Genomic DNA, 24,139 nt, shown 5'->3' on the forward strand with positions numbered 1-24,139 from the left:
CAGGACATGTCTATTGTAATTGGTGCAGATGCTGCAGGATTAAGATTAAAAGATCTCGTGAAAGAGTTTCTTGTAAAAGAAAACTTCGATGTTGTGGATGTAACTGCTGAAGGTCAAGATTTTGTAGATGTGACACTTGCAGTTGCGAGTGAAGTGAACAAAAACGATCAAAATCTTGGAATCGTGATTGATGCATACGGTGCTGGTCCATTTATGGTTGCAACTAAAATCAAAGGAATGGTAGCAGCAGAAGTTTCAGATGAACGGTCTGCTTATATGACACGTGGACACAACAATTCTCGAATGATTACCATGGGAGCTGAAATTGTTGGAGATGAATTGGCGAAAAACATTGCCAAAGGCTTCGTCAATGGTAAATACGACGGTGGCCGTCACCAAATCCGTGTTGATATGTTGAATAAGATGTGCTAATGAGAGGAGAATTCAAATGAGAATTGCAATTGGTTGTGATCACATTGTGACAAATGAAAAAATGGCTGTTTCTGATTTTTTGAAATCAAAAGGATACGAAGTGCTCGACTTTGGGACTTATGACCATACACGTACCCACTATCCAATCTTTGGTAAGAAAGTCGGTGAAGCCGTAGCAAGTGGCCAAGCAGATCTTGGAGTTTGTATCTGTGGTACTGGTGTTGGGATTAACAATGCGGTTAACAAAGTACCAGGTATCCGTTCTGCCTTGGTACGCGATATGACAACTGCTCTTTATGCAAAAGAAGAATTGAACGCAAATGTCATCGGGTTTGGTGGTAAAATTACTGGTGAATTGCTCATGTGCGATATCATTGAAGCATTCATTCACGCTGAATACAAACCAACTGAAGAAAATAAAAAATTGATCGCTAAGATCCAACATGTGGAAACCCATAATGCTCATCAAGCGGATGCTGATTTCTTTATAGAATTCCTTGAAAAATGGGACCGTGGTGAATACCACGACTAAGAGGTGACGTATGATATTAACGGTCACGCTGAACCCTTCGATTGATATTTCTTATCCTTTGGATGTACTCCAGTTGGATACAGTCAATCGTGTGGCTGAGGTGAGTAAGACAGCTGGTGGGAAAGGTCTCAATGTTACCCGTGTACTTTCTGAGATTAAGGATCCAGTGGCAGCGACTGGCCTACTTGGTGGTCAAACGGGGCAATTCATTCTCGATCATTTAGGAGAAGGAATAGAGGAACGTTTCTTTGAAATTGCTGGAGATACACGAAATTGTATCGCCATCCTTCACGAAGGCAAGCAAACAGAAATCTTAGAAAAAGGTCCAACCATTTCTGAGAAAGAAGGGCAAGACTTTGTCGACCATTATCGTCACTTGGTTGAACAAGTAGAGGTTGTAGCCATCTCTGGAAGTCTTCCTGCTGGTTTACCAGTGGACTACTATGCTAGCCTTGTCAAGGTTGCAAGGGAAGCTGGGAAACCAGTCGTACTCGATTGCTCGGGAGCTTCTTTAGAAGCTGCCATTCAAGCAGCTGTTAAGCCTACGGTCATTAAACCAAACAATGAAGAATTATCACAGTTGTTAGGAAAAGAAGTGAGTAAGAATGTGGAAGACTTAAAAGAAGTTCTTCAGGATTCTCTCTTTGATGGCATCGAATGGGTGATTGTCTCCCTTGGTGCAAATGGCGCTTTCGCTAAGCATGGGGATGTCTTCTATAAGGTAGATATTCCTAAGATCGATGTCGTCAATCCAGTCGGATCTGGTGATTCGACTGTTGCAGGGATTGCATCTGGTCTCTATCATCATGAGAGTGACGCAGACTTGCTCAAGAAAGCAAATGTTCTTGGAATGTTAAATGCGCAAGAAGCACAAACAGGACATGTCAACATGGGGCACTATGATGCCTTGTATCAACAATTAATCGTAAAAGAGGTATAAAATGGTATTAACAGAACAAAAACGCAACTATTTGGAACGTCTTAGTACAAAAGACGGTGTTATTTCAGCTTTGGCCTTCGACCAACGTGGAGCTTTGAAACGCTTGATGGCCAAATACCAAGACACTGAGCCAACTGTAGCACAAATGGAAGAATTGAAAGTTCTTGTAGCAGATGAATTGACAAAATATGCTTCCTCTATGCTGTTGGACCCAGAATATGGGTTGCCTGCTACGAAAGCCTTGGACAAAGATGCTGGGCTCTTGCTTGCATACGAAAAGACTGGTTACGATACATCTAGCACCAAACGTTTGCCTGACTGCTTGAACCTTTGGTCAGCAAAACGCATTAAAGAACAAGGTGCTGATGCTGTGAAATTCTTGCTCTACTATGATGTAGATAGTGCAGAAGAACTCAACCAAGAAAAACAAGCTTATATCGAACGCATTGGTTCAGAATGTGTGGCAGAAGACATTCCATTCTTCCTTGAAATCTTGGCTTATGACGAAGGAATTGCAGATGCAACCTCTGCTGAATATGCAAAAGTAAAACCTCGTAAAGTCATTGAAGCTATGAAAGTCTTCTCAGATCCTCGTTTCAATATCGATGTATTGAAAGTAGAAGTTCCCGTCAATGTCAACTACGTGGAAGGATTTGGAGAAGGTGAAGTTGTCTATAGTCGTGAAGAAGCTGCTGCCTTCTTTAAAGAACAAGAAGAAGCAACCAACCTTCCATACATCTACCTCAGTGCTGGTGTATCCGCAAAACTCTTCCAAGAAACTTTGGAATTTGCTCATGCATCAGGTGCCAACTTCAACGGTGTTCTTTGTGGACGTGCAACATGGGCAGGTTCAGTAGAAGCTTACATCAAAGATGGAGAAGCAGCTGCTCGTGAATGGCTTCGTACAGAAGGTCGTCAAAATATTGAAGAATTGAACGCAGTCTTGGCTAAAGTAGCAACACCTTGGACAGAACGCGTATAAGATCCAAATGAAGATTGCCTCCTAAAGCAACAGTTAGAACATTGGAAGGAAGAAATTCCTTCCAATGTTCTGCATTATTTTTAGGCTTTGTTTATTTTTTATAAAAAATGTTTAAAAATTTTCGCTGTAAGGGTTTACAAAATAAAAAACATATGATAGAATAAGTTCATAAGTTAAATAGCAGTGAGCGTTACTAAGTTAGATTAGGCGTGACCACAAGTAGATTGAATGATTAGCATAAGCTAGTTTTTTCAGTTGCTTCGTGGTCATTTTTATTTGCTTTTAACAAATTTTACAAAGGAGAGCCTCATGTATCGTATTATCCATCCAATGAACAATAATGTTGCTTTGGTTCAAAATGAGCTTCAACAAGAGTTAATTGTTGTTGGGAGTGGGATTGCTTTTGGGAAAAAGAAACATGATCTAGTAGCTGATGATAAGGTCGAAAAAGTATTTCGTTTAAACACGGATGAATCAAGAGAAAACTTTATGGCCCTTCTAAAGGATGTTCCTCTTGATTTCATCACAACCACTTATGAAGTGATTGATACCTTGTCTAAGAAATATGCCTATCCTGTTCAAGAATATATCTATGTGACACTAACAGATCACATCTTTTGTTCTTACCAGGCGGTTCAACAGGGAAGATACAAACACAGTGATCTACCTGATGCGTCTGCTATGCATCCGATTCCCTATAAAATCGCAAAGGAAGCGATTGAAATCTTTCGAGAGCGGCTCTTGGATCAATTTCCTGATGACGAAGTGAATCGTATCGCCTATCACTTCATCAATGCACAAGGGGAAGTCATTCATGAGCAGGATCCTGATGTCCAAGATCGCCAAGCGATTTTGAAAGCTGTAGAAGAAAAACTAGCTCAAAATGGATTGAAACGAAAAGAAGAGAACAGTCATTTCTATGATCGCTTTATGATCCATCTTAATTATTTCCTTGACTCCCTAGATAAGGGAAGAGAGGATCCTGAAGGATTGAGCGAGATGGAACAACTGATCCAGCTAAGTTATCCAAAGGCTTATGAGATTAGTCATCAGATCTACCAAACCATCGCTGAACAGACTGGAGCTAAGATATCTCCTAATGAAAAAGTCTATTTAGCCTTGCATATTCAACGTCTATTATAAAAATTTTCAAAAGGTATCATAAGGAGGAACCAACATGAATAAAGAGGAAGTCCAATTACTTGGGTTTGAAATTGTCGCTTATGCCGGTGACGCTCGATCAAAATTAGTGGAAGCCTTAAAAGCTGCTGAAAATGGTGATTTTGCTAAAGCAGAATCGTTAGTAGAAGAAGCAGGGTCTTGTATCGCTGAGGCTCACAAATCTCAAACGACCATGCTAGCGCATGAAGCAGCAGGAGAAGAAATCCCCTATAGCATTACCATGATGCATGGTCAAGACCATCTCATGACAACGATCCTATTAAAAGACGTGATTCACCATCTGATTGAACTATATAAAAGAGGAGCGAAATAATGAATAAACTGATTGAACTGATTGAAAAAGGGAAACCTTTCTTTGAAAAGATTTCTCGAAACAAATATTTGCGAGCGATTCGGGATGGCTTTATTGCAGGGATGCCTGTTATCCTTTTCTCATCTATCTTCATCCTAATTGCGTATGTACCAAACGCTTGGGGATTCCATTGGTCTAAAGATATTGAAACTTTCTTGATGACTCCATATAGCTATTCTATGGGCATCTTGGCCTTCTTCGTTGGTGGTACAACGGCTAAGGCTTTGACTGATTCAATGAACCGCGACCTTCCAGCAACTAACCAAATCAACTTCATTTCTACAATGTTGGCTTCTATGGTTGGCTTCTTGCTCATGGCTGCCGAACCTGCTAAAGAAGGTGGATTCTTAACAGCATTCATGGGGACTAAAGGGTTGTTAACAGCCTTTATTGCTGCATTCATTACTGTTAATGTTTACAAAGTCTGTGTGAAAAACAATGTGACCATCCGCATGCCGGACGAGGTTCCACCAAATATTTCACAAGTATTTAAAGACTTGATTCCATTTACATTATCAGTTGTACTCTTGTATGCACTTGAATTAGTTGTTAAAGCAAGCCTTCATGTAACGGTTGCTGAATCAATCGGTACTCTTCTTGCTCCTCTATTCTCTGCTGCTGATGGTTACCTTGGAATTACAATCATCTTTGGTGCCTTCGCCTTCTTCTGGTTCGTAGGGATTCATGGTCCTTCAATCGTTGAACCAGCTATCGCAGCGATTACTTATGCAAATGCCGAAGTAAACTTGAACTTGATTCAACAAGGAATGCACGCTGATAAGATCCTTACTTCAGGTACTCAAATGTTTATCGTTACTATGGGTGGTACTGGTGCGACTCTTGTCGTTCCATTCATGTTCATGTGGTTAACGAAATCAAAACGGAACCGTGCAATTGGACGTGCATCTGTAGTTCCAACATTCTTTGGTGTTAACGAACCAATCTTGTTCGGTGCTCCATTGGTATTGAACCCAATCTTCTTTGTTCCATTTATCTTTGCTCCAATTGCAAACGTATGGATCTTCAAATTCTTTGTTGATACCTTGGGAATGAACTCATTTACTTCTAACCTACCATGGACAACTCCTGGACCTCTGGGTATTGTTCTTGGTACGAACTTCCAAGTACTTTCATTCATCCTTGCTGCACTTCTTGTTGTAGTAGACGTGATCATTTACTACCCATTCGTTAAAGTTTACGATGAACAAATTCTTGAAGAAGAACGTTCAGGTAAATCAAACGATAGCTTGAAAGAAAAAGTTGCTGCAAACTTTAACACTGCTAAAGCAGATGCTATTCTTGAAAAAGCTGGTGTTGAAGATGAACCAGCTCAAAACAATATCACAAAAGAAACAAACGTATTGGTTCTTTGTGCCGGTGGTGGTACAAGTGGTCTTCTTGCAAATGCTTTGAACAAAGCTGCTGCAGAATACAATGTTCCTGTGAAGGCTGCTGCTGGTGGTTACGGTGCTCACCGTGAAATGTTACCAGAATTTGACCTGGTTATCCTAGCCCCTCAAGTAGCTTCTAACTATGAAGACATGAAGGCAGAAACAGATAAACTAGGTATCAAACTGGCTAAGACAGAAGGTGCTCAATACATTAAATTGACCCGCGATGGACAAGGTGCCCTTGCATTTGTTCAAGCGCAGTTTGAAGAATAAGAACGAATAAGTGAGATGGAGATGGATGGCTCACTAACTCCTCTCCACTCACTTTTCCTTTGATCCAATCAAGAAAAAGGTGAAAAAATGACAAAAACACTTCCTAAAGATTTTATTTTTGGTGGCGCTACAGCCGCCTATCAAGCAGAGGGGGCTACTCATACAGATGGGAAAGGCCCTGTTGCATGGGACAAATACTTAGCTGATAACTATTGGTATACAGCAGAACCTGCTAGTGATTTCTACCACAAATATCCAGTAGACCTTCAATTAGCTGAAGAATACGGTGTCAATGGTATTCGGATTTCCATTGCCTGGTCGCGTATTTTCCCAACTGGTTATGGTGAAGTCAATCCAAAAGGGGTAGAATTCTATCATAAGTTATTTGCAGAATGCCATAAACGTCATGTAGAACCATTCGTAACTCTTCACCACTTTGATACTCCTGAAGCTCTTCACTCAAATGGAGACTTCTTGAATCGTGAAAATATCGAACACTTTGTAGATTATGCTGCCTTCTGTTTTGAAGAATTCCCAGAAGTCAACTACTGGACAACCTTCAATGAAATTGGCCCAATCGGTGATGGTCAATACTTAGTAGGTAAATTCCCACCAGGTATTCAATATGACCTTGCCAAAGTCTTCCAATCACACCACAATATGATGGTTTCTCATGCACGTGCTGTGAAATTGTACAAAGACAAAGGGTATACAGGTGAAATCGGGGTTGTTCATGCTCTTCCAACTAAGTATCCATTGGATCCTAAAAATCCTGCAGACGTACGTGCTGCTGAGTTGGAAGATATCATTCACAACAAATTTATCTTGGATGCTACTTACCTCGGTCATTATTCAGATGAAACCATGGAAGGGGTAAACCACATTCTTTCAGTTAATGGTGGTAGTCTGGATCTTCGGGACGAAGACTTTGCAGCACTTGAAGCAGCTAAAGATCTAAACGACTTCCTTGGAATTAACTACTACATGAGTGACTGGATGGAAGCCTTTGATGGTGAAACTGAAATCATCCACAACGGTAAAGGGGAAAAAGGAAGCTCTAAATACCAAATCAAAGGTGTTGGACGTCGTGTAGCTCCTGACTATGTACCTCGTACTGATTGGGACTGGATCATCTACCCTCAAGGTTTGTATGACCAAATCATGCGTGTCAAGAAAGATTATCCAAACTACAAGAAGATCTACATCACTGAAAACGGACTTGGATACAAAGATGAATTTGTGGACAACACTGTTTACGATGATGGCCGGATTGATTATGTGAAGCAACACTTGGAGGTCTTGTCTGATGCGATTGCAGATGGTGCTAATGTCAAAGGTTACTTCATCTGGTCTCTCATGGACGTCTTCTCTTGGTCTAATGGTTATGAAAAACGCTATGGTCTCTTTTATGTGGACTTTGAAACCCAAGAGCGCTATCCAAAGAAATCGGCTCATTGGTACAAGAAAGTAGCTGAAAGCCAAGTGATTGAATAAGTATCAACTGGAACTGTTTTAGTTCCAGTTTTTTATTTTCACTTGATGAGTGTCTCTTAAACGGATCTCTTCTTTCAGCCCCTAATTTATGGTATAATAGATCGATACTGTAATAAGGAAAATAGAATGAATATACAACAATTACGATATGTAGTGGCGATTGCCAACAGTGGTACTTTTCGTGAGGCTGCTGAAAAAATGTATGTGAGTCAGCCTAGCTTGTCCATCTCCGTCAGAGATCTGGAAAAAGAACTGGGGTTTAAGATTTTTCGTCGGACCAGTTCTGGGACTTTTTTGACCCGTCGGGGAATGGAATTTTATGAAAAAGCGCAGGACGTGGTCAAAGGGTTTGATGTGTTTCAAAATCAATATGCCAGTCCTGAAGAAGAGAAGAAAGAATTCTCTATTTCTAGTCAACACTATGACTTCTTGCCACCTTTGATGACGGAATTCTCGATCCGCTATCCGGAAAATAAAAACTTCCGCATCTTTGAATCAACGACGGTTCAAATTTTGGACGAAGTGGCTCAAGGGCATAGTGAGTTGGGGATTATTTATCTCAATCGTCAAAATACCAAGGGGATTATGCAACGGGTCGATAAATTAGGGCTTGAAGTAGTGGATTTGATTCCTTTTCAGACTCATATTTATCTTCGCAAAGGACATCCTTTGGCTAAGAAGAAAAAACTGGTTATGGAAGATCTAGCTCAGTTGCCAACTGTTCGTTTTACCCAAGAAAAAGATGAGTACCTCTATTATTCAGAGAACTTTGTCGATACCAGCTCGAGCTCACAAATGTTCAATGTGACCGACCGGGCTACCTTGAATGGAATCTTGGAGCGGACGGATGCTTATGCGACGGGATCTGGCTTTTTGGATAGCCAGTCCGTGAATGGCATTACCGTGATTCCTTTGGAAGACAACTTAGACAATAAAATGGTCTATGTCAAACGCGAAGAGATGGATCTCTCTCCTGTAGCAGAGAAGTTTGTCGAGGTCATGGTAGAATATTTTGATCAAAAGAGGTAAGAAATGAAGAGAAAAACAATGGTCCCAGTAGCGATCGTCCTTTTGGTCCTACTGGATCAGCTGGTCAAATGGTATGTGGTGAAGAACATTCCACTGGGTGTCGTCAAGTCTTTTATTCCCCATGTGGTCAGTCTGACTTATCTTCAAAACACAGGTGCAGCTTTTTCGCTTCTTGAAAATCAGCAATGGTTCTTTACCCTCATCACGCTAGTCGTGATGGTGGGGGCCTTTTACTATCTCTATAAGCACCTCAAGGGATCGCTTTGGATGGTGACAGGCTTGACCTTGGTGATTGCGGGTGGATTGGGGAATTTTATCGATCGCCTGCGTCAGGGCTTTGTAGTCGATATGTTCCACCTGGATTTTATGAATTTTGCCATTTTTAATGTAGCAGATAGTTATTTGACAGTTGGAGTTTTCTTGCTCCTGATCCTGATGTTGAAAGAGGAAACGCATGGAAATTAAAATCGAAGTAGCCGGTGCGCGACTGGATAAGGCTTTGGCGGATTTGACTCCCTTGTCACGAGCTGTGGCCAATGAGCAGATCAAAGAAGGAAAAGTTCTGGTCAATGGAACCGTGAAAAAAGCTAAGTATACGGTCAAAGAAGGAGATATCATCCAGTATGAAGTCCCAGAAGTGGAAGAGGTCAGCTATGAAGCAGAAGATCTGCCCTTAGACATCGTCTATGAGGACCAGGATGTTGTGGTGGTCAATAAGCCACAGGGTATGGTTGTTCACCCCAGTGCGGGTCATACCAGCGGGACCTTGGTCAATGCGCTCTTATACCATGTCAAGGACCTTTCAGGGATCAATGGAGAATTGCGTCCAGGGATCGTCCACCGGATTGACAAAGACACGTCAGGCCTCTTGATGGTCGCAAAAAATGACCAAGCCCACGTCGCCTTAGCAGAGGAACTCAAAGACAAAAAATCTCTCCGGAAGTATTGGGCCATTGTCCATGGCAATCTTCCGAACGATCGGGGCATGATCGAAGCACCAATTGGTCGCAGTGAAAAGGACCGGAAAAAACAAGCAGTGACGGCGAAAGGAAAACCTGCAGTGACCCGTTTTCAAGTCTTGGAGCGCTTTGGAAATTACACCTTGGTAGAGTTGCAACTGGAGACCGGTCGCACCCACCAAATTCGGGTGCACATGGCCTATATCGGCCATCCAGTAGCTGGAGATCCTGCTTATGGTCCTAAGAAGACACTCAAAGGACAAGGACAGTTTCTGCATGCGCGGACACTCGGCTTTACCCATCCTCGTACAGGAGAGACCTTGGAATTTACGGCAGAAGTGCCAGCGATCTTTGAGAAAACGCTGGAAGACCTTCGAAAAGGATAGTGAAGATGGCTGAATGGAGATTCAGTCACTTTCATTACATACGAAATAAATAGTATTAGAAAGAAAAATAGAGATGAAAGCAAAACGAATCGTCTTTAAAGTAGGGACCTCGTCTTTGACCAATCCCGATGGGAGTCTCTCCAGACAGAAGGTCAAGGTCATTACCCAGCAGTTGGCTCTCTTACACGAATCGGGCCATGAGTTGATCTTGGTCTCATCAGGGGCGGTTGCTGCTGGGTTTGGCGCCCTTGGTTTTAAGAAACGGCCGACTAAGGTGGCAGACAAGCAAGCCTCTGCGGCAGTTGGGCAAGGCTTACTGATGGAAGAATATACAGCCAACCTGCTCTTACGCAACATTGTTTCTGCGCAGATTTTGTTGACCCAGGATGACTTTGCGGATCAACGCCGCTATAAGAATGCCCACCAGGCCCTTTCTGTCTTGCTCAATCGTGGGGCCATTCCGATTATCAATGAAAACGATACGGTCTCGATTGCCGAGTTAAAAGTAGGTGACAATGATACCTTGAGTGCGCAGGTTGCAGCCATGGTTCAAGCTGATCTTTTGGTGCTTTTAACGGATGTCGATGGTCTCTATACAGCCAATCCTTCTCAGGATCCAACAGCTAAGCGCTTGGATCGAATCGAATACATTTCTCGCGAGATGATCGAGATGGCTGGTGGTGCTGGCAGTAGCAATGGAACTGGCGGTATGTTGACCAAACTCAAGGCAGCGACCCTTGCGACCGAGTCAGGGGTTCCTGTCTATATTTGCTCGTCTCTCAAGTCTGATGCCTTGATCGAAGCAGCAGAAGAGCAAGCGGATGGCAGTTACTTCCTTGCAGAGGACAAGGGCTTAAAAACCCAGAAACAATGGCTAGCCTTTTATGCAGAAAGTAAAGGAGCCGTTTGGGTGGATGCTGGAGCAGCGGAAGCCCTGTTGGATCATGGAAAGAGTCTATTGATTTCTGGTGTGACCAAGGCAGAAGGAGATTTTTCTTATCATGATATCGTCAGCGTCTATCATCAAGAGACTGGTCAATTACTAGGAAAAGGCAAGGTCCGTCTCGGCCAATCAGCTGTGCGCGATCTACTCCAATCTAAAAAAGCCAAGGGAATCCTCATCCACCGGGATGACTGGATCTCGGTAACTCCTGAAATTGACTTACTCTTTACAGAATTCTAGAGGACAACGTATGGGAACAACACAAGAACAATTAGCCTTAGCGAGATCAGCTAAGAAAAGCATCAATACAGCCAGTACAGCTCTTAAAAATCAGGCTTTGGAGGCCATGGCTAGCCAGCTTTTGAAAGCGACGGAAGCCATTTTAGTAGCCAATCAAATCGATATGGAAGCAGCACGCGGCAAGATTTCTGAAGTCATGCTGGATCGCCTCTTTCTTGATCAAGAGCGGATTGCCGGTATGGCACAAGGAATTCGTGCTTTAATAGACCTGCCAGATCCGATTGGGGAAGTGCTGGATACTGAAGTCTTGGAAAATGGCCTTGAAATCCAGAAAGTTCGAGTCGCCATGGGTGTTATTGGCATCATTTATGAAAGCCGTCCAAATGTAACGTCAGATGCTGCAGCGCTTGCCATCAAGAGTGGAAATGCAGTGGTCCTTCGTACTGGAAAGGACGCCTTTCATTCTGCTCAAGCGATCGTGACAGCCCTCAAGGCTGGATTGGAAGAAGGCGGACTCCATCCAGATCTTCTTCAACTGATCCAAGATACGAGTCGAGCTTCTAGCTTTGCTATGATGAAGGCTAAGGGCTATCTAGATTTGCTCATTCCACGTGGTGGTGCTGGATTGATCCAAGCGGTGGTTGAAAATGCCATTGTCCCCGTGATCGAGACAGGAACTGGGATCGTCCATGTCTATGTGGACAAGGAGGCTGACTTCCAGAAAGCCCTCGCCATTATTGAAAATGCTAAGACAAGCCGTCCATCCGTCTGCAATGCCATGGAGGTCCTCTTGGTCGATCGAGCGATCGCGTCTGATTTCTTGCCTTTGGTTAAAGAGCGTTTAGTGGATGCACGGGAAAGATCGGTTGAATTGCGTCTAGATGAGCAAGCACAGGCTATCATTTCTGGGACAGCAGCGCAGAAACAGGATTTTGATACCGAATTTTTAGATTATATTTTAGCTGTTAAGGTCGTTGATGGAGTCGCGGAAGCGGTGGACCACATTGAAGCGCATAGTACCCATCACTCAGATGCCATTGTGACTGAAAATCCTGAGACTGCTGCTTACTTCACCAAGCAGGTAGATTCTGCAGCTGTTTATGTCAATGCCTCGACACGATTTACAGATGGGGGTCAATTTGGCTTAGGTTGTGAAATGGGGATCTCAACCCAAAAACTCCATGCGCGTGGACCGATGGGACTCCGGGAAATGACCAGTTACAAATATATCGTCAGTGGAAATGGTCAAGTGAGGTAAGAAATGAAAGTAGCATTTATTGGACTAGGAAACATGGGAGCTAGTCTAGCCAAAGCAGTCGCAAAAGAAGTGGCTGCCACAGACTTGCTCTTGGTCAATCGTTCTCCACAAAAGGTGCAGGATTTTATCAGCCAGTATGGGGGAACGGCGTCTGAGCTTGAACAAGTCTTTCAAGAGGCTGAAGTAATCTTTTTAGGGGTCAAACCCTATCAGATTTGCCCACTTTTAGAAGAGTATAAAGGCATCTTGGCTCAACGCTCTAATTTCTTGCTGGTTTCCATGGCCGCAGGCTTGGAACTAGAAAAGATGGCTGACGTGTTCCAGAACGACCAGATGGGTATCATCCGCATCATGCCCAATACGCCTGTGGCCATTGGTCAAGGTGTTATCAGTCTGGCCCGTTCCCAAGCAGTGACAGACCAGCAGATAGCCCAGGTCAAGCAGCTCTTAGCAGGAGCGGGGGCTCTCTACGAGATCGAGGAAAAATTAATGGATCCTGCAACGGCTGTCGCAGGCTGTGGGCCAGCCTTTGTCTATCAGATGATTGAAGCCATGGCAGATGCAGGAGTAGGATTAGGACTTACACGAGAGCAAGCCTTGCAGATGGCGGCACAGACCTTCCAAGGAGCCAGTCAAATGGTCCTAGAGACAGGTGAGCACCCAGCCCGCTTGCGAGATGCAGTTTGTAGCCCAGGTGGCTCTACCATCGCAGGAGTCAACCGCTTAGAACAAGTCGGCCTACGGGGCGACATCATTGCAGGAGTGGAAGCAGCCTACAAACGCACCCAAGAAATGGTACAAGAGGCAGCGAAGAAATAGAAAAAAAGATTGGTTTTGGCCAATCTTTTTTACGTTAGAGCGACTCTATTTCTATCAAACCATTTTCGGTCAGACGATAGATCTTTTGGCAGACTTCTTTGAGGAAGGTCCGGTCGTGAGAGACCGTGACTAGTCCGCCTGGGTAGTCTGCGAATAGGCGTCGAATCTCTGGTTGAGAAGTGGGGGAAAAATTGCGAGTAGGCTCGTCCAAGAGTAGAAATTGGGGACTTGTGAGCACTAGTTGAAGGAGATAGAGTTTTCCTTGCTGGCCACCAGAAAGTTCAGAGATCGGATGGTGCATTTCAGAATAGGTAAAGTTGAGGGAGGCTAAATGCAATTGAATGGTGTTGATTTCTTCGCGATCGCCTGAATGCTGTAGAAATTGAACCGGTGTCTGAGTCAGAGGGAGGCCTTCAGTGTAATCTTGTGGCATATAGGCAGTGCGGATACTTTCATTCTTCTGTAGACTTTTCCATATCATTTTTAGGAAAGTGGATTTCCCCACACCGTTGGAACCGATAATTCCTATCTTGTCCTGCCCTTGAAGAGTAAGGGAGAGATCCTTGACCAGGACCCGGTCACCAATTGCGAGTTCTTCCTGATCTAATAGAAGGACTCGTTTTTGAGGAGACAAGGGAGTGAGGGGAGGGAAATGCAGATTGATGACTTCCTCATCATAGGGTTGGGGAGTCATGGATTGGAATTCTCGCTCGTAGCGCTTTTCTTGTGAGAGGAGGGACTTCATTTTCTTTGCCAGGAGACGTCCAGCAGTGCTATCCTTAGTGTTTCGTAAGGATGTTTCAACTTGCTGACGGACGCGGCGATGCTTCTCCATTGTTTTCTTGTAGGTTCGTTGATCGTTGGCAGCTTGTTGGGACTGCTGCTTGAATTGTTGCTCCCTTTGGCTACTGTAGTCCTGATAGCCTATGTGCTCTACAATGGTTTCAGCCTCCTTGCGGTGTTTGATCTGTCTTAGATGGATGATCGTATCCGCCGTCTGAGTCAAAAAATCCTCATGATGGGAAATAAATAAAATGGTTTGGGGGCTAGTTTGGATCATCTGCTGGAGCCAGTCCAGGGTTTCTAAATCCAGATCGTTTGAAGGTTCATCTAAAAATAGTAATTCATGAGGACGGCAAAGTTCGTGAAGCAGTTGGACTTTGAGGGCTTCTCCTCCAGATAGACTTCCAATAATTTGGTCGCTTGAAAAGCGGTCGCTATCAAATTGCAATTGATCAGCCAGTCTGTAGAGGATGGCATAGTCTAGCTCGTCTTCTCCAAAAAAATATTCTTCCAATGTTTTTCCCTTCAATGCTTCCGGCAAAGACTGGGGAATATAGGCATAGGAGTGAAAGGAAGTGGTGATTTCGCCTTCTATTGTCAGATAATCTGGTAGTGATTTTGGGGACATGAGGACATGAAGCAAAGAAGACTTTCCATTTCCTTCTTCGCCAATAATGGCAACTTTTTCTCCTTCATGAATGGTTAGGGACAGATCACGAACCAGATCGCGTAAATCTTTTGTATGGCGGATGGTGAGGTGGGATAGTTTTAGCATAAGATTCCTTTCTACTGGGACAAAAAAACAGCTCTACCTATTTAGTAGAGCTGTATTCAAGTGGACCCAAACAGAAAAAGACCTTATTAAGCCAACAAAAAGTTGGAGAATAGGCGAGAGGGCACACAAAAAGAGATAGAACAAGCAGTCCACTAAATAAAGTATCTTATTTAACGAAACTTAGTTGTTCATATCTCCTTACCTCCGAATGTGATCAGCTTTATTCTATTCTTTTCATTCCTTCTTGTCAAGGAAATCCTTGCTTCATCTACCCTTTTCTTCTCGGACTTAGGGGGATTTTATGGTATAATTAAAGGTATGCATACAAAACCAACGTCCGCTTATGTCCACATCCCATTTTGTACCCAGATTTGTTTTTATTGTGATTTTTCGAAGGTCTTTATTAAGAACCAACCGGTCGATGCTTATTTGGATCATTTGATCCAAGAATTTCGTCGGGAAGAAATTACAAACTTACGGACTCTCTATATCGGGGGTGGAACACCGACAGCCTTAACTGCGGATCAGCTAGAGTATCTGCTCAAGGAGCTAACCAAGTCGCTCGATCTCTCTCAGATGGAGGAGTTGACCATCGAGGCCAATCCTGGTGATTTGGATCCGGATAAGATTGCTGTTTTGAAGGATTCACCGGTTAATCGGGTTTCTTTGGGCGTACAGACCTTTGATAATCTCTTGCTAAAGAAGATTGGTCGGAGCCATCAGGAGCAGGATATCTATGACAATATCGATCGTCTGAAGCTGGCTGGTTTTGACAATATTTCGATCGACCTCATCTATGCCCTTCCGACGCAAACCATGGCGCAGGTCAAGGAAAATGTCGCTAAGGCTCTTGCTCTCGACATTCCCCATATGAGTCTCTATAGTTTGATTCTGGAGAATCACACGGTCTTTATGAATCGGATGAGACGGGGTAAGCTTCCTCTACCAAAAGAGGAGTTGGAAGCAGAGATGTTTGAATACATTATTCAGGAGTTGGAGCGAGCGGGCTTTGAGCATTACGAAATTTCTAATTTCTCCAAGCCTGGTTTTGAAAGTCGACACAATCTCATGTATTGGGACAATGCTGAGTATTATGGTCTGGGAGCTGGAGCATCCGGCTATGTCGATGGGATTCGCTACAAGAATCATGGCCCCATTCGTCACTATATGCAAGCTGTCGAAGAGGGAAATGCGCGTGTCCAAGAAGAGCATCTGACTCAGACAGAAATGATGGAAGAAGAGATGTTTCTAGGACTACGTAAGAAAACAGGCGTTTCCAAGAAGCGTTTTGAAGAAAAATTTGGTGTGAATTTTGACCAACAATATGGATCAGTGGTTGAGGAATTGACCCAGCAGGGCCTGTTGGTCCCTGACAAGGACATTGTACGAATGACCAAGAAAGGTCTCTTTTTAGCAGACACTGTAGCAGAGAAGTTTATTTTGGAGTAGAAAATGGCAAAAACATTTGAATACAGCATGAAAATTCCGTTTGATATGAGCGATGTCAATGGTTATATTAAGATTCCCCAATTGATCTTGCTGTCTTTACAGGTATCGGGCATGCAATCGATTGAGCTGGGTATGAGTGATATGTACATTTTAGAGAACTACAATCTAGTCTGGATTATCACGGATTACAATATGAAGATCGAGCGTCTCCCTGTTTTTGATGAGAAAATCACTATCGAAACCTATGCCAAGAGTCACAATCGACTTTTCTGCTACCGGGCCTTTAATATCAAGGATGAAGCAGGAAATACTATCATTGAGATGGTCGCGACCTTTGTCTTGATGGATCGTGATACACGCAAGGTTCATCCTGTTATGAGTGAAATCACGGATGCCTTTGACTCTGAATTATCAAAAACCATGCTCCGCGGTCCCCGTTTCAAAGAATTAGAAGGCGGCGTGGAACAAGAATACCGGGTTCGGTTTTACGACTTGGATATGAACGGGCATGTCAATAATAGCAAGTACTTGGACTGGGTTTTTGAGGTGATGGGAGCAGACTTCTTGACCCATCATGTCCCTAAAAAAGTTCATCTAAAATATGTCAAAGAAGTGCTAGCAGGAGGTCTCATCACCTCTCAATATGAACAAGAGGGCTTGAAAACTCAGCACCAAATTACTTCAGATGGTCAGATCAATGCCCAAGCTGAAATTGAGTGGGAAGAAGTAGAAGAAAAGGGTTGGATTTATGGAAAGTAGAAGATTAAAAAATAAAAAACAGGAACTTGAAAGCTATCAAAAACGGGTTGTGGCCTATGCCAAGCGTCAAAAGAACCCTTTGTACATGTTGGGAGATTGGCTCTTGACTCTTTGTGCTTTGGGCATCATCCTGGTAGAGGAAATTTATAAATTTTTCCGCTATCGCTTGAATTTAGAGAGTTTTAATCGCTTTTTAAGAGAAGATGTACGCTGGTATCGGGTCTGGATCCATTTCACCTTGGCCTTTCTTTTACCGGTCATGATCTTCTCGATTTGGATTACTAGCCAATCAGGATCATTCTGGTCCAATTTCTATCACCGCTTGTCTCAAGGCGTGCTCTTTAGCACAACAGTCAGCCTCGCTGCGACCTTGGTGACGGATTTTGTGGAGAATTTGCAACCAGAAACCAAGTCAGACGGCCGGAACCGGAGCACCAAACGCACGGTTTATCAAATCAGTGTGGATCAGGCAACCGTAATAGGCCTGTTATTGACCATTGTGATTCTCATGGTGGCTTCCTTCTTGTTTACCCAATCAGGAAATCAAGGGATCAATTTTACAGGGTTGATTTTACAATTTGTCCTCTATGCTGGAGCTTTGCTTTTATATGGTTCTGGTGGACGAGTCGATGCAGAGAAGTTGCATGAAAAAGCTGATACAGAAAGGGAAGAATAAATGCACTACAAGGGCTATTTAATTGATTTGGATGGCACTATTTACAAAGGTAAATCACGAATTCCAGCAGGAGAAGCTTTTGTCCATGAATTGCAGGCGCGTGAGATTCCCTATCTCTTTGTCACCAATAACACAACCCGCACACCAGAGACTGTTCGGGATATGCTAGCGACTCACTTCAATATTGAAACCCCTGTGTCGACCATCTATACAGCTACCCTTGCGACCATTGACTACATGAATGATCAAAACTTGGGTAAAAAGGTCTATGTGATCGGAGAAGCGGGGCTCAAAGAGGCTATTGAAGAAGCTGGCTATATTATCGATGAAGAAGCACCTGATTATGTGGTGATTGGACTGGATTGGCAAGTGGATTATGAGAAGTTTGCTCTTGCGACCCTGGCGATTCAAAAGGGAGCTCACTTTATCGGGACCAATCCGGACCTCAACATTCCAACAGAGCGTGGTTTGATGCCAGGAGCAGGATCTCTGATTGCCCTTGTTGAAGCAGCGACACGGGTCAAGCCAGTGATTATTGGCAAACCAAAGGCCATCATTATGGATAAGGCTATTGAACACCTGGGGCTTGCAAGAGAAGAAGTGGTCATGGTTGGGGACAACTACCTAACAGATATTCGTGCAGGTATTGACAATGGGATTCCAACCCTTTTGGTGACGACTGGTTTTACCAAACCAGAAGAAGTACCGACCTTACCAATTGCACCGACACATGTTGTTTCCAGCTTAGCGGAGTGGGATTTTGATGCTTAAAAGTTTGAAATCAATCAACCTATTTTTCTTTATCTTGTCAGCTGCAATCCTTCTCACCATTGCTCTAGCCTGGGCCCTCTATCCCATGGAGATTCATTGGTTGGGGATTCAAAGCCGGACTGGTTTTTCGGCTTCTGTTATCATGAAGAATTTTAATGTCTTGATGAACTACTTGACCAATCCTTTTCAATGGGTGTTGAAGATGCCTCAATTCCCCTCTTCAAAAAATGGACTGCACCATTTTGAGGCCGTCAAGTACTTATTTCACTTAGTGACGGTTGTTTTTGTGGTCACACTACCTGGTTTTATCCAGTTTATGCGGACAGTCGTCAAAAAAGGCTACCTTACCTTGTACCGTAGTCTCTTCTTTTGGATGATGGTTTTACCAGTAGTGCTTGCAGTGATGGCTGTTATGATTGGCTTTGATCAATTCTTTACGCTCTTTCATCAAGTCTTATTTGCTGGGGACAATACTTGGCTCTTTGATCCGCGCGTGGATTCGATTATTCTTGCATTACCAGAAGACTACTTTATGCATGCCTTTTTGATTTTCTTTGTCTTATACGAAGGAATGTGTGCGAGTTTTTATCTATTTTCTAGGAGGAAGAAATGAACCAATACAACCGATTATTAGACCCTAAAAAAGATATAGGAAGGTATTCCGGTACACTTGCCATTTATCTCTTGGTAATGACCTTGGTAACCGTCCTGTGGGAAGTCCTCCTTGGATTGACCATAGCAGGCTCTCTCAGAAAAGATCCAAGTCAAATAACGGAGAAACTCAATGCCCTGAATGTTTGGGCTGGTATTCCCTACCTCATCTCTATTTTCATTGGACTCTTTCTCTTTAATGCCTATCGCAAGAAGGCCCTTTATAAATATGATCTTAAGCACAAGGGACGTAAGATGACTCTTTCAGTCTTCTTTATTCTTCTCGCCTTTCTTGGCTTTTCTCAAGTATTTTCATCTGTGATGACACAAGTGATTGAGCGCATGTTTGAGACCATTGGCCTTCATTCTCCAACACCAGATCTAGGTGATACGATTGAGCGATCATGGACCATGCTCTTGTATGCTGGATTTTTTGGTCCAATAACAGAGGAATTCTTCTTCCGTGGGGCCGGCTTGCGAGGCTTGGAACGGTATGGCAAGGTCTTTGCCATTGTCATGACGGCTATCTTGTTTGGTCTCTTCCATGCCAATTTTGATCAGCTCTTTTTCGCGAGTATCATTGGTCTAGGTTTCGGATACATTGCCTTTGAATACAATATCTGGTGGGCTATTTTCTATCACATTTTCAATAACTTTGTGATTTCCCAAGGCTTGCATTATGTGGCCTATCATGTGGACGAGGGACTAGCGAATTGGCTCCAAATTGGTGTTTTAGCTATTGGTTCCATTGTCATGATAGTGGTTCTTGCGACTAAATGGCCAGCTATCAAGGCTTATATTCAAGCCAATAAACCTCAACCGGGAGTTTTCCAGCGTGCCCTCGCGTCCTTCTGGTTCTGGTTCTTCGTGTTATTTACTATCCTGATGTCTATTGTTCCTTATGTGATTCCGATCTTCCAGATGGCTAATCTCAAAGGATAAAGTTTATCGATTGCTAGTAAAGGGGGATCCTTTTAGATCCCTCTTTTTTGCTATAATAGAGAGAGTAGAACTGGGAAGTTTAAACTTGTAAATAACGCAACTTAAAAGATTAACAATGGAGTAATAGTTACTGATGAAAAATAAATCTAAAAAATGGAAATGGTTTTTGTTGATGATTCCTGCACTGATGATTTTAGGGATTATCAGGATTAACCTTGATGAGATGAAATCAAAGGATGGAATTTATTATCTGACAGTAAAAAATGAATCTACTAAAACGGCCTCCCTAGATAAAACGTCATGGATCAAAATAGAAGGAGAGCAGATCACCATAAAGGAAGGTAGTTCAGAGCATACTTACTCATATGACCCTGAAAATGAAGAATTTACAAGAGATTCAGAGAAGTATTCTTGTATGATATATGATGGACTTTTAACCCTTTCAGGAGATCAGCCGCAAAAGGAATTACCTGAGTATGTCAGTCCAGATAGCAGTTGGTATTCAGCATACGAAAAAGGGCAAGTGGAGATAAAGGATTGAGGATGAGTGTCTGATATGTCATTTATATGATTGTAGCGGCAATAAAATAGTAACGGAAAATACAAGATTTATCGCAACTGTAAGATATAAAGAGATCTAGTTTATTTATTGCAAGGTAGTGATATAAAAGGAAAAACAAATGAAATGTAATGATAGCTTATTATACCTTCTTCAAGAATTGACTTTTAATCTAGTCGATTTAATCAGTCATATAGAATACAAGGACCTCGTTCTAGATTCCTTGAAACTTGCTAATCAATCGCTTGACCAGGATAGTAAGATTTGTCCAGATATTTTGTATAGTCGGTTGGAGAATGTGGATGAAAAGGATATTTTGACATTTATGGAGCTGGATAAGGAGACCGATCCTCTTGTATGGAGTTGCATTGCCAATTATTTTGTCTTGGTTTGCTATCATTCGTATCAGCATTCTGGAGAAAAGTACATACCCCAAACAATTGAAAGTGTTGATGAGGATACGATAGAAGCTTATGTTTCGAGTTACCAGCAACTGCTAGCTGATAATTATCAATTAGTGGAACAAGTATCTACATTAGACCTTGAACAGTTTTTGAAAGATCCTCTGGTTGACAATTATTTTGGGAATCTGCTTCAAGAAATCAAGTTGAAACAATGATTCAGTAGTCTTAAATTGACGACAGGACGTTCTAGAATTAACTCGCCCAGATAGTACTAGACAAGTAACTAATTGATCTCTAATTGCAGGAGCTACTTTATGAAAAATTTAGAAAAAGAAAAACAGGAACTTTTATCATCTATTCAGGATTTAGGTTTTGAGTCATTAAGATATTCTATTTTTTATGAATATGGCCCCTGTGAATGGGAAGTAGTGATTGAGTATGAAGATTCAAAGCAGGAATACAATGTGTATGCTACGATGGATAGAGCTACTAGAGGAGGAATTTTCCACTTTACAAACTTTACAGAAGCAAAAGAGAAATTTCTAGAGTTGTTAGACCATACTGTTTTAATAAATAAGTACTATATTTCCAATGGCTGGATGCCACAGTATACTTCGCCACTTTGGGACAAGTAAGAAACTAATTAAAATCTCAGAGTAGTGGATTAGAAATTACAAATCTAAAAGATAAGGTAATTGAAAGGGGATAAATATGAAGATCTATGATGATGTGATCATTTCACTAAAAAATATAGACTTTTTGAAAGAAGAAAGAGCCACAAATATACCAATCATTCAGTTAAAGACTGTCAAAGATGCGGAGAAGAGTATAAATAGTTTGAAGTGGGAGAATTTTGTATTAGAGAAAGATGGGGATTTTAGTGCTTATCTTTTTAAAAACCATAGTGCCATATATAAACACTGGAATTCACTGGCAATAAGTGCAAAAGAGGAAATCATTCCTGAAATTGAAGCACGATTAGATAACCTGATTGCAGATAGTAAACTGCTAGAATCCATGAAAGATCAGATTAAATTTGATATTGTTAGCTTGGCAATTTACTTAACCATTAAAAAAGAGATACCTCAAGCTGAGTCACCATTTTTCGATGATTTGTATGCTTTATACCAAGCAGGCTATATTCCTTGTGGTTATGAAAAGAAGTGCTACAAGGTTTTATAATGAGGATCAGTGAAAAGGAGAAAACATTCTAAATTCAGATTTGAACTTTTTCAGAATTTTATTACCGTAAAGAACTAATTATCTTATCACATCATACAGAGAGGCTAACCCCTCTCTTTTTTGCTATAATAGAGAGTATGAATAACTTGATTAAATCCAAGCTCGAGCTTTTGCCGACGAGTCCGGGCTGTTACATTCACAAAGACAAGAACGGAACCATCATCTATGTGGGGAAGGCCAAGAATCTTCGCAATCGGGTGCGGTCCTATTTCAGAGGAAGCCACGATACTAAGACGGAAGCACTGGTATCTGAGATTGTGGATTTTGAGTTTATCGTCACTGAGTCCAATATTGAGGCCTTGCTTCTTGAGATCAACCTCATCAAGGAGAACAAGCCCAAGTACAATATCATGCTCAAGGACGACAAGTCCTATCCCTTCATCAAGATTACCAATGAGCGCTATCCGCGCCTTATCATCACGCGCCAGGTCAAAAAGGATGGTGGTCTCTATTTCGGTCCCTATCCAGATGTGGGAGCAGCCAATGAGATCAAACGACTTTTGGACCGGATTTTCCCTTTCCGCAAGTGTACCAATCCGCCTTCCAAAGTCTGCTTTTACTACCATTTAGGGCAATGTATGGCCCACACGGTTTGCCACAAGGACGAGGCCTATTTCAAGGGCATGGCCCAGGAGGTCTCTGATTTCCTCAAGGGGCAGGATGACAAGATTATCGATGAGCTCAAGCTCAAGATGACTACCGCTGCGCAAAATATGGAATTCGAGCGGGCGGCCGAGTATCGGGATCTGATCCAGGCTATTGGGACCCTGCGGACCAAACAGCGGGTCATGGCCAAGGATTTGCAGAACCGGGATGTCTTTGGCTACTACGTGGACAAGGGCTGGATGTGTGTGCAGGTCTTCTTTGTCCGTCAGGGCAAGCTGATCGAGCGCGACGTCAATCTTTTCCCCTACTACAATGATCCAGACGAGGATTTCTTGACCTATGTGGGGCAGTTTTACCAGGAGAAATCTCACCTGATCCCCAATGAAATCCTGATCCCTCAAGACATCGATGAGGAAGCGGTCAAGGCCTTAGTGGATACCAAGGTCCTCAAGCCCCAGCGAGGGGAGAAGAAGCAGCTGGTCAATCTGGCCATTAAGAATGCGCGTGTCAGTCTGGAGCAGAAGTTCAATCTCCTGGAAAAATCCATGGAGAAGACCCAAGGTGCTATTGAAAATCTTGGAAAACTCCTGCAAATCCCTACCCCTGTGCGCATTGAGTCTTTTGACAACTCCAACATCATGGGGACCAGTCCGGTTTCAGCCATGGTGGTCTTTGTCAATGGGAAGCCAAGTAAAAAAGACTATCGCAAATACAAGATCAAGACTGTCGTCGGTCCAGATGACTATGCCAGCATGCGGGAGGTCATTCGCAGACGTTACAGCCGGGTCATGCGGGATGGCCTGACGCCACCAGATCTGATCGTTATCGATGGAGGACAGGGCCAGGTCAATATCGCTAAGCAAGTCATCCAAGATGAGTTAGGGCTGGATATTCCTATTGCGGGTCTGCAAAAGAATGACAAGCACCAGACTCATGAATTGCTCTTCGGGGATCCTCTCCAAGTCATCGAACTCTCTCGGACCTCGCAGGAATTTTTCCTCCTCCAACGGATCCAGGATGAAGTCCACCGTTTCGCCATCACCTTCCACCGCCAGCTTCGGTCTAAGAATTCCTTCTCCTCCCAGCTGGATGGGATCGAAGGCTTGGGACCAAAACGCAAGCAGTTACTGATGAAACACTTCAAGTCACTGACCAAGATCAAAGAAGCTACTGTGGATGAGATTGTCACAGTCGGCATCCCACGAGCAGTAGCGGAGGCAGTGCAAGCCAAGCTCCATCAAGGAAAGCAAGAAGAAGCAAGTCTCTTGATGGAAGTGGCGGAGGATTCTGAATCATACCAATCATAAGGA

At 42.9% G+C, this 24,139-nt stretch carries 26 protein-coding genes; 25 read left to right on the plus strand and 1 reads right to left on the minus strand.

The features are described 5' to 3' along the window. Positions 1-6 precede the first annotated feature (6 nt). The 14 genes from lacA to proC all read left to right on the plus strand — a co-directional run bounded on the left by lacA (position 7) and on the right by proC (position 13,212). The gene (lacA, locus tag O3629_RS05340; RefSeq protein WP_003007724.1) at positions 7-432 is read left to right on the plus strand and encodes a galactose-6-phosphate isomerase subunit LacA; all 426 of its coding nucleotides are present in this window, start codon (positions 7-9) and stop codon (positions 430-432) included. A 16-nt stretch (positions 433-448) separates the two neighbouring features. Further along, positions 449-964 carry a galactose-6-phosphate isomerase subunit LacB gene (gene lacB, locus O3629_RS05345; RefSeq protein WP_371608837.1) on the plus strand — a complete coding sequence of 172 codons (516 nt, stop codon included), beginning with the start codon at positions 449-451 and terminating at the stop codon, positions 962-964. A 10-nt stretch (positions 965-974) separates the two neighbouring features. Then, positions 975-1,904 carry a tagatose-6-phosphate kinase gene (locus O3629_RS05350; RefSeq protein WP_371608838.1) on the plus strand — a complete coding sequence of 310 codons (930 nt, stop codon included), beginning with the start codon at positions 975-977 and terminating at the stop codon, positions 1,902-1,904. A 1-nt stretch (position 1,905) separates the two neighbouring features. Further along, a complete protein-coding gene (gene lacD, locus O3629_RS05355) occupies positions 1,906-2,886 on the plus strand; it encodes a tagatose-bisphosphate aldolase (protein ID WP_049484016.1) in 981 nt (326 codons plus the stop codon). Positions 2,887-3,195: 309 nt separating this feature from the next. Continuing rightward, on the plus strand, positions 3,196-4,029 hold the full coding sequence (locus tag O3629_RS05360) for a PRD domain-containing protein (RefSeq protein WP_070466123.1): 834 nt from the start codon (positions 3,196-3,198) through the stop codon (positions 4,027-4,029). A 34-nt stretch (positions 4,030-4,063) separates the two neighbouring features. After that, a complete protein-coding gene (locus O3629_RS05365) occupies positions 4,064-4,381 on the plus strand; it encodes a PTS lactose/cellobiose transporter subunit IIA (protein ID WP_003007713.1) in 318 nt (105 codons plus the stop codon). Then, positions 4,381-6,084 carry a lactose-specific PTS transporter subunit EIIC gene (locus O3629_RS05370; RefSeq protein ID WP_371608839.1) on the plus strand — a complete coding sequence of 568 codons (1,704 nt, stop codon included), beginning with the start codon at positions 4,381-4,383 and terminating at the stop codon, positions 6,082-6,084. Before O3629_RS05365 ends, O3629_RS05370 begins: the two co-directional genes overlap by 1 nt. A gap of 87 nt (positions 6,085-6,171) precedes the next feature. Beyond that, a complete protein-coding gene (lacG, locus tag O3629_RS05375) occupies positions 6,172-7,578 on the plus strand; it encodes a 6-phospho-beta-galactosidase (protein ID WP_049498251.1) in 1,407 nt (468 codons plus the stop codon). Positions 7,579-7,704: 126 nt separating this feature from the next. Next, positions 7,705-8,607, plus strand: coding sequence for a LysR family transcriptional regulator (locus tag O3629_RS05380; RefSeq protein ID WP_003011186.1), 903 nt, complete (start codon positions 7,705-7,707; stop codon positions 8,605-8,607). 3 nt (positions 8,608-8,610) lie between these two features. Further along, positions 8,611-9,072 carry a signal peptidase II gene (lspA, locus tag O3629_RS05385; RefSeq protein WP_003001852.1) on the plus strand — a complete coding sequence of 154 codons (462 nt, stop codon included), beginning with the start codon at positions 8,611-8,613 and terminating at the stop codon, positions 9,070-9,072. Next, a complete protein-coding gene (locus tag O3629_RS05390) occupies positions 9,062-9,952 on the plus strand; it encodes an RluA family pseudouridine synthase (RefSeq protein ID WP_003001835.1) in 891 nt (296 codons plus the stop codon). The genes lspA and O3629_RS05390 overlap by 11 nt, the downstream gene beginning before the upstream one ends. A gap of 73 nt (positions 9,953-10,025) precedes the next feature. After that, positions 10,026-11,135 (plus strand): glutamate 5-kinase, encoded by a 1,110-nt coding sequence (gene proB, locus O3629_RS05395; RefSeq protein WP_049498252.1) that lies wholly within the window; start codon positions 10,026-10,028, stop codon positions 11,133-11,135. A gap of 10 nt (positions 11,136-11,145) precedes the next feature. Further along, complete coding sequence (locus O3629_RS05400) at positions 11,146-12,393, plus strand: glutamate-5-semialdehyde dehydrogenase (RefSeq protein WP_049498253.1); 1,248 nt, start codon at positions 11,146-11,148, stop codon at positions 12,391-12,393. 3 nt (positions 12,394-12,396) lie between these two features. Then, positions 12,397-13,212: a pyrroline-5-carboxylate reductase gene (gene proC / locus O3629_RS05405; RefSeq protein ID WP_049498254.1), complete on the plus strand. Its 816-nt coding sequence runs from the start codon at positions 12,397-12,399 to the stop codon at positions 13,210-13,212. 34 nt (positions 13,213-13,246) lie between these two features. Here the strand turns inward: proC and O3629_RS05410 are convergent, their stop codons facing one another. Further along, positions 13,247-14,770, minus strand: coding sequence for an ATP-binding cassette domain-containing protein (locus O3629_RS05410; protein ID WP_371608840.1), 1,524 nt, complete (start codon positions 14,768-14,770; stop codon positions 13,247-13,249). A 318-nt stretch (positions 14,771-15,088) separates the two neighbouring features. Here O3629_RS05410 and hemW point away from each other — a divergent pair, with 318 nt between their 5' ends. From hemW to uvrC, 11 genes are all read left to right on the plus strand, one after another. After that, a complete protein-coding gene (gene hemW / locus O3629_RS05415) occupies positions 15,089-16,219 on the plus strand; it encodes a radical SAM family heme chaperone HemW (RefSeq protein ID WP_371608841.1) in 1,131 nt (376 codons plus the stop codon). A 3-nt stretch (positions 16,220-16,222) separates the two neighbouring features. Beyond that, positions 16,223-16,978: an acyl-ACP thioesterase domain-containing protein gene (locus O3629_RS05420; RefSeq protein WP_118397603.1), complete on the plus strand. Its 756-nt coding sequence runs from the start codon at positions 16,223-16,225 to the stop codon at positions 16,976-16,978. Further along, positions 16,968-17,654: a hypothetical protein gene (locus O3629_RS05425; protein ID WP_371608842.1), complete on the plus strand. Its 687-nt coding sequence runs from the start codon at positions 16,968-16,970 to the stop codon at positions 17,652-17,654. Before O3629_RS05420 ends, O3629_RS05425 begins: the two co-directional genes overlap by 11 nt. Beyond that, positions 17,655-18,425, plus strand: coding sequence for a TIGR01457 family HAD-type hydrolase (locus O3629_RS05430; RefSeq protein WP_371608843.1), 771 nt, complete (start codon positions 17,655-17,657; stop codon positions 18,423-18,425). After that, positions 18,418-19,038 (plus strand): TIGR01906 family membrane protein, encoded by a 621-nt coding sequence (locus O3629_RS05435; protein WP_371495108.1) that lies wholly within the window; start codon positions 18,418-18,420, stop codon positions 19,036-19,038. Before O3629_RS05430 ends, O3629_RS05435 begins: the two co-directional genes overlap by 8 nt. Continuing rightward, positions 19,035-20,018, plus strand: coding sequence for a lysostaphin resistance A-like protein (locus tag O3629_RS05440; RefSeq protein ID WP_371608844.1), 984 nt, complete (start codon positions 19,035-19,037; stop codon positions 20,016-20,018). Before O3629_RS05435 ends, O3629_RS05440 begins: the two co-directional genes overlap by 4 nt. Before the next feature lie 133 nt (positions 20,019-20,151). Further along, a complete protein-coding gene (locus O3629_RS05445; RefSeq protein WP_277838758.1) occupies positions 20,152-20,559 on the plus strand; it encodes a hypothetical protein in 408 nt (135 codons plus the stop codon). A gap of 139 nt (positions 20,560-20,698) precedes the next feature. Continuing rightward, positions 20,699-21,196 carry an Imm6 family immunity protein gene (locus tag O3629_RS05450; RefSeq protein WP_371608845.1) on the plus strand — a complete coding sequence of 166 codons (498 nt, stop codon included), beginning with the start codon at positions 20,699-20,701 and terminating at the stop codon, positions 21,194-21,196. A gap of 99 nt (positions 21,197-21,295) precedes the next feature. Continuing rightward, positions 21,296-21,616 (plus strand): Imm59 family immunity protein, encoded by a 321-nt coding sequence (locus tag O3629_RS05455; RefSeq protein ID WP_371608846.1) that lies wholly within the window; start codon positions 21,296-21,298, stop codon positions 21,614-21,616. A gap of 76 nt (positions 21,617-21,692) precedes the next feature. Beyond that, on the plus strand, positions 21,693-22,163 hold the full coding sequence (locus O3629_RS05460) for a hypothetical protein (protein WP_371608847.1): 471 nt from the start codon (positions 21,693-21,695) through the stop codon (positions 22,161-22,163). Between the two features lie 137 nt (positions 22,164-22,300). After that, positions 22,301-24,136 carry an excinuclease ABC subunit UvrC gene (uvrC, locus tag O3629_RS05465; RefSeq protein WP_049474580.1) on the plus strand — a complete coding sequence of 612 codons (1,836 nt, stop codon included), beginning with the start codon at positions 22,301-22,303 and terminating at the stop codon, positions 24,134-24,136. Positions 24,137-24,139: the final 3 nt, after the last annotated feature.

It is taken from the genome of Streptococcus sp. 27098_8_12 (assembly GCF_041432115.1).
Lineage (GTDB): Bacteria > Bacillota > Bacilli > Lactobacillales > Streptococcaceae > Streptococcus > Streptococcus parasanguinis_V.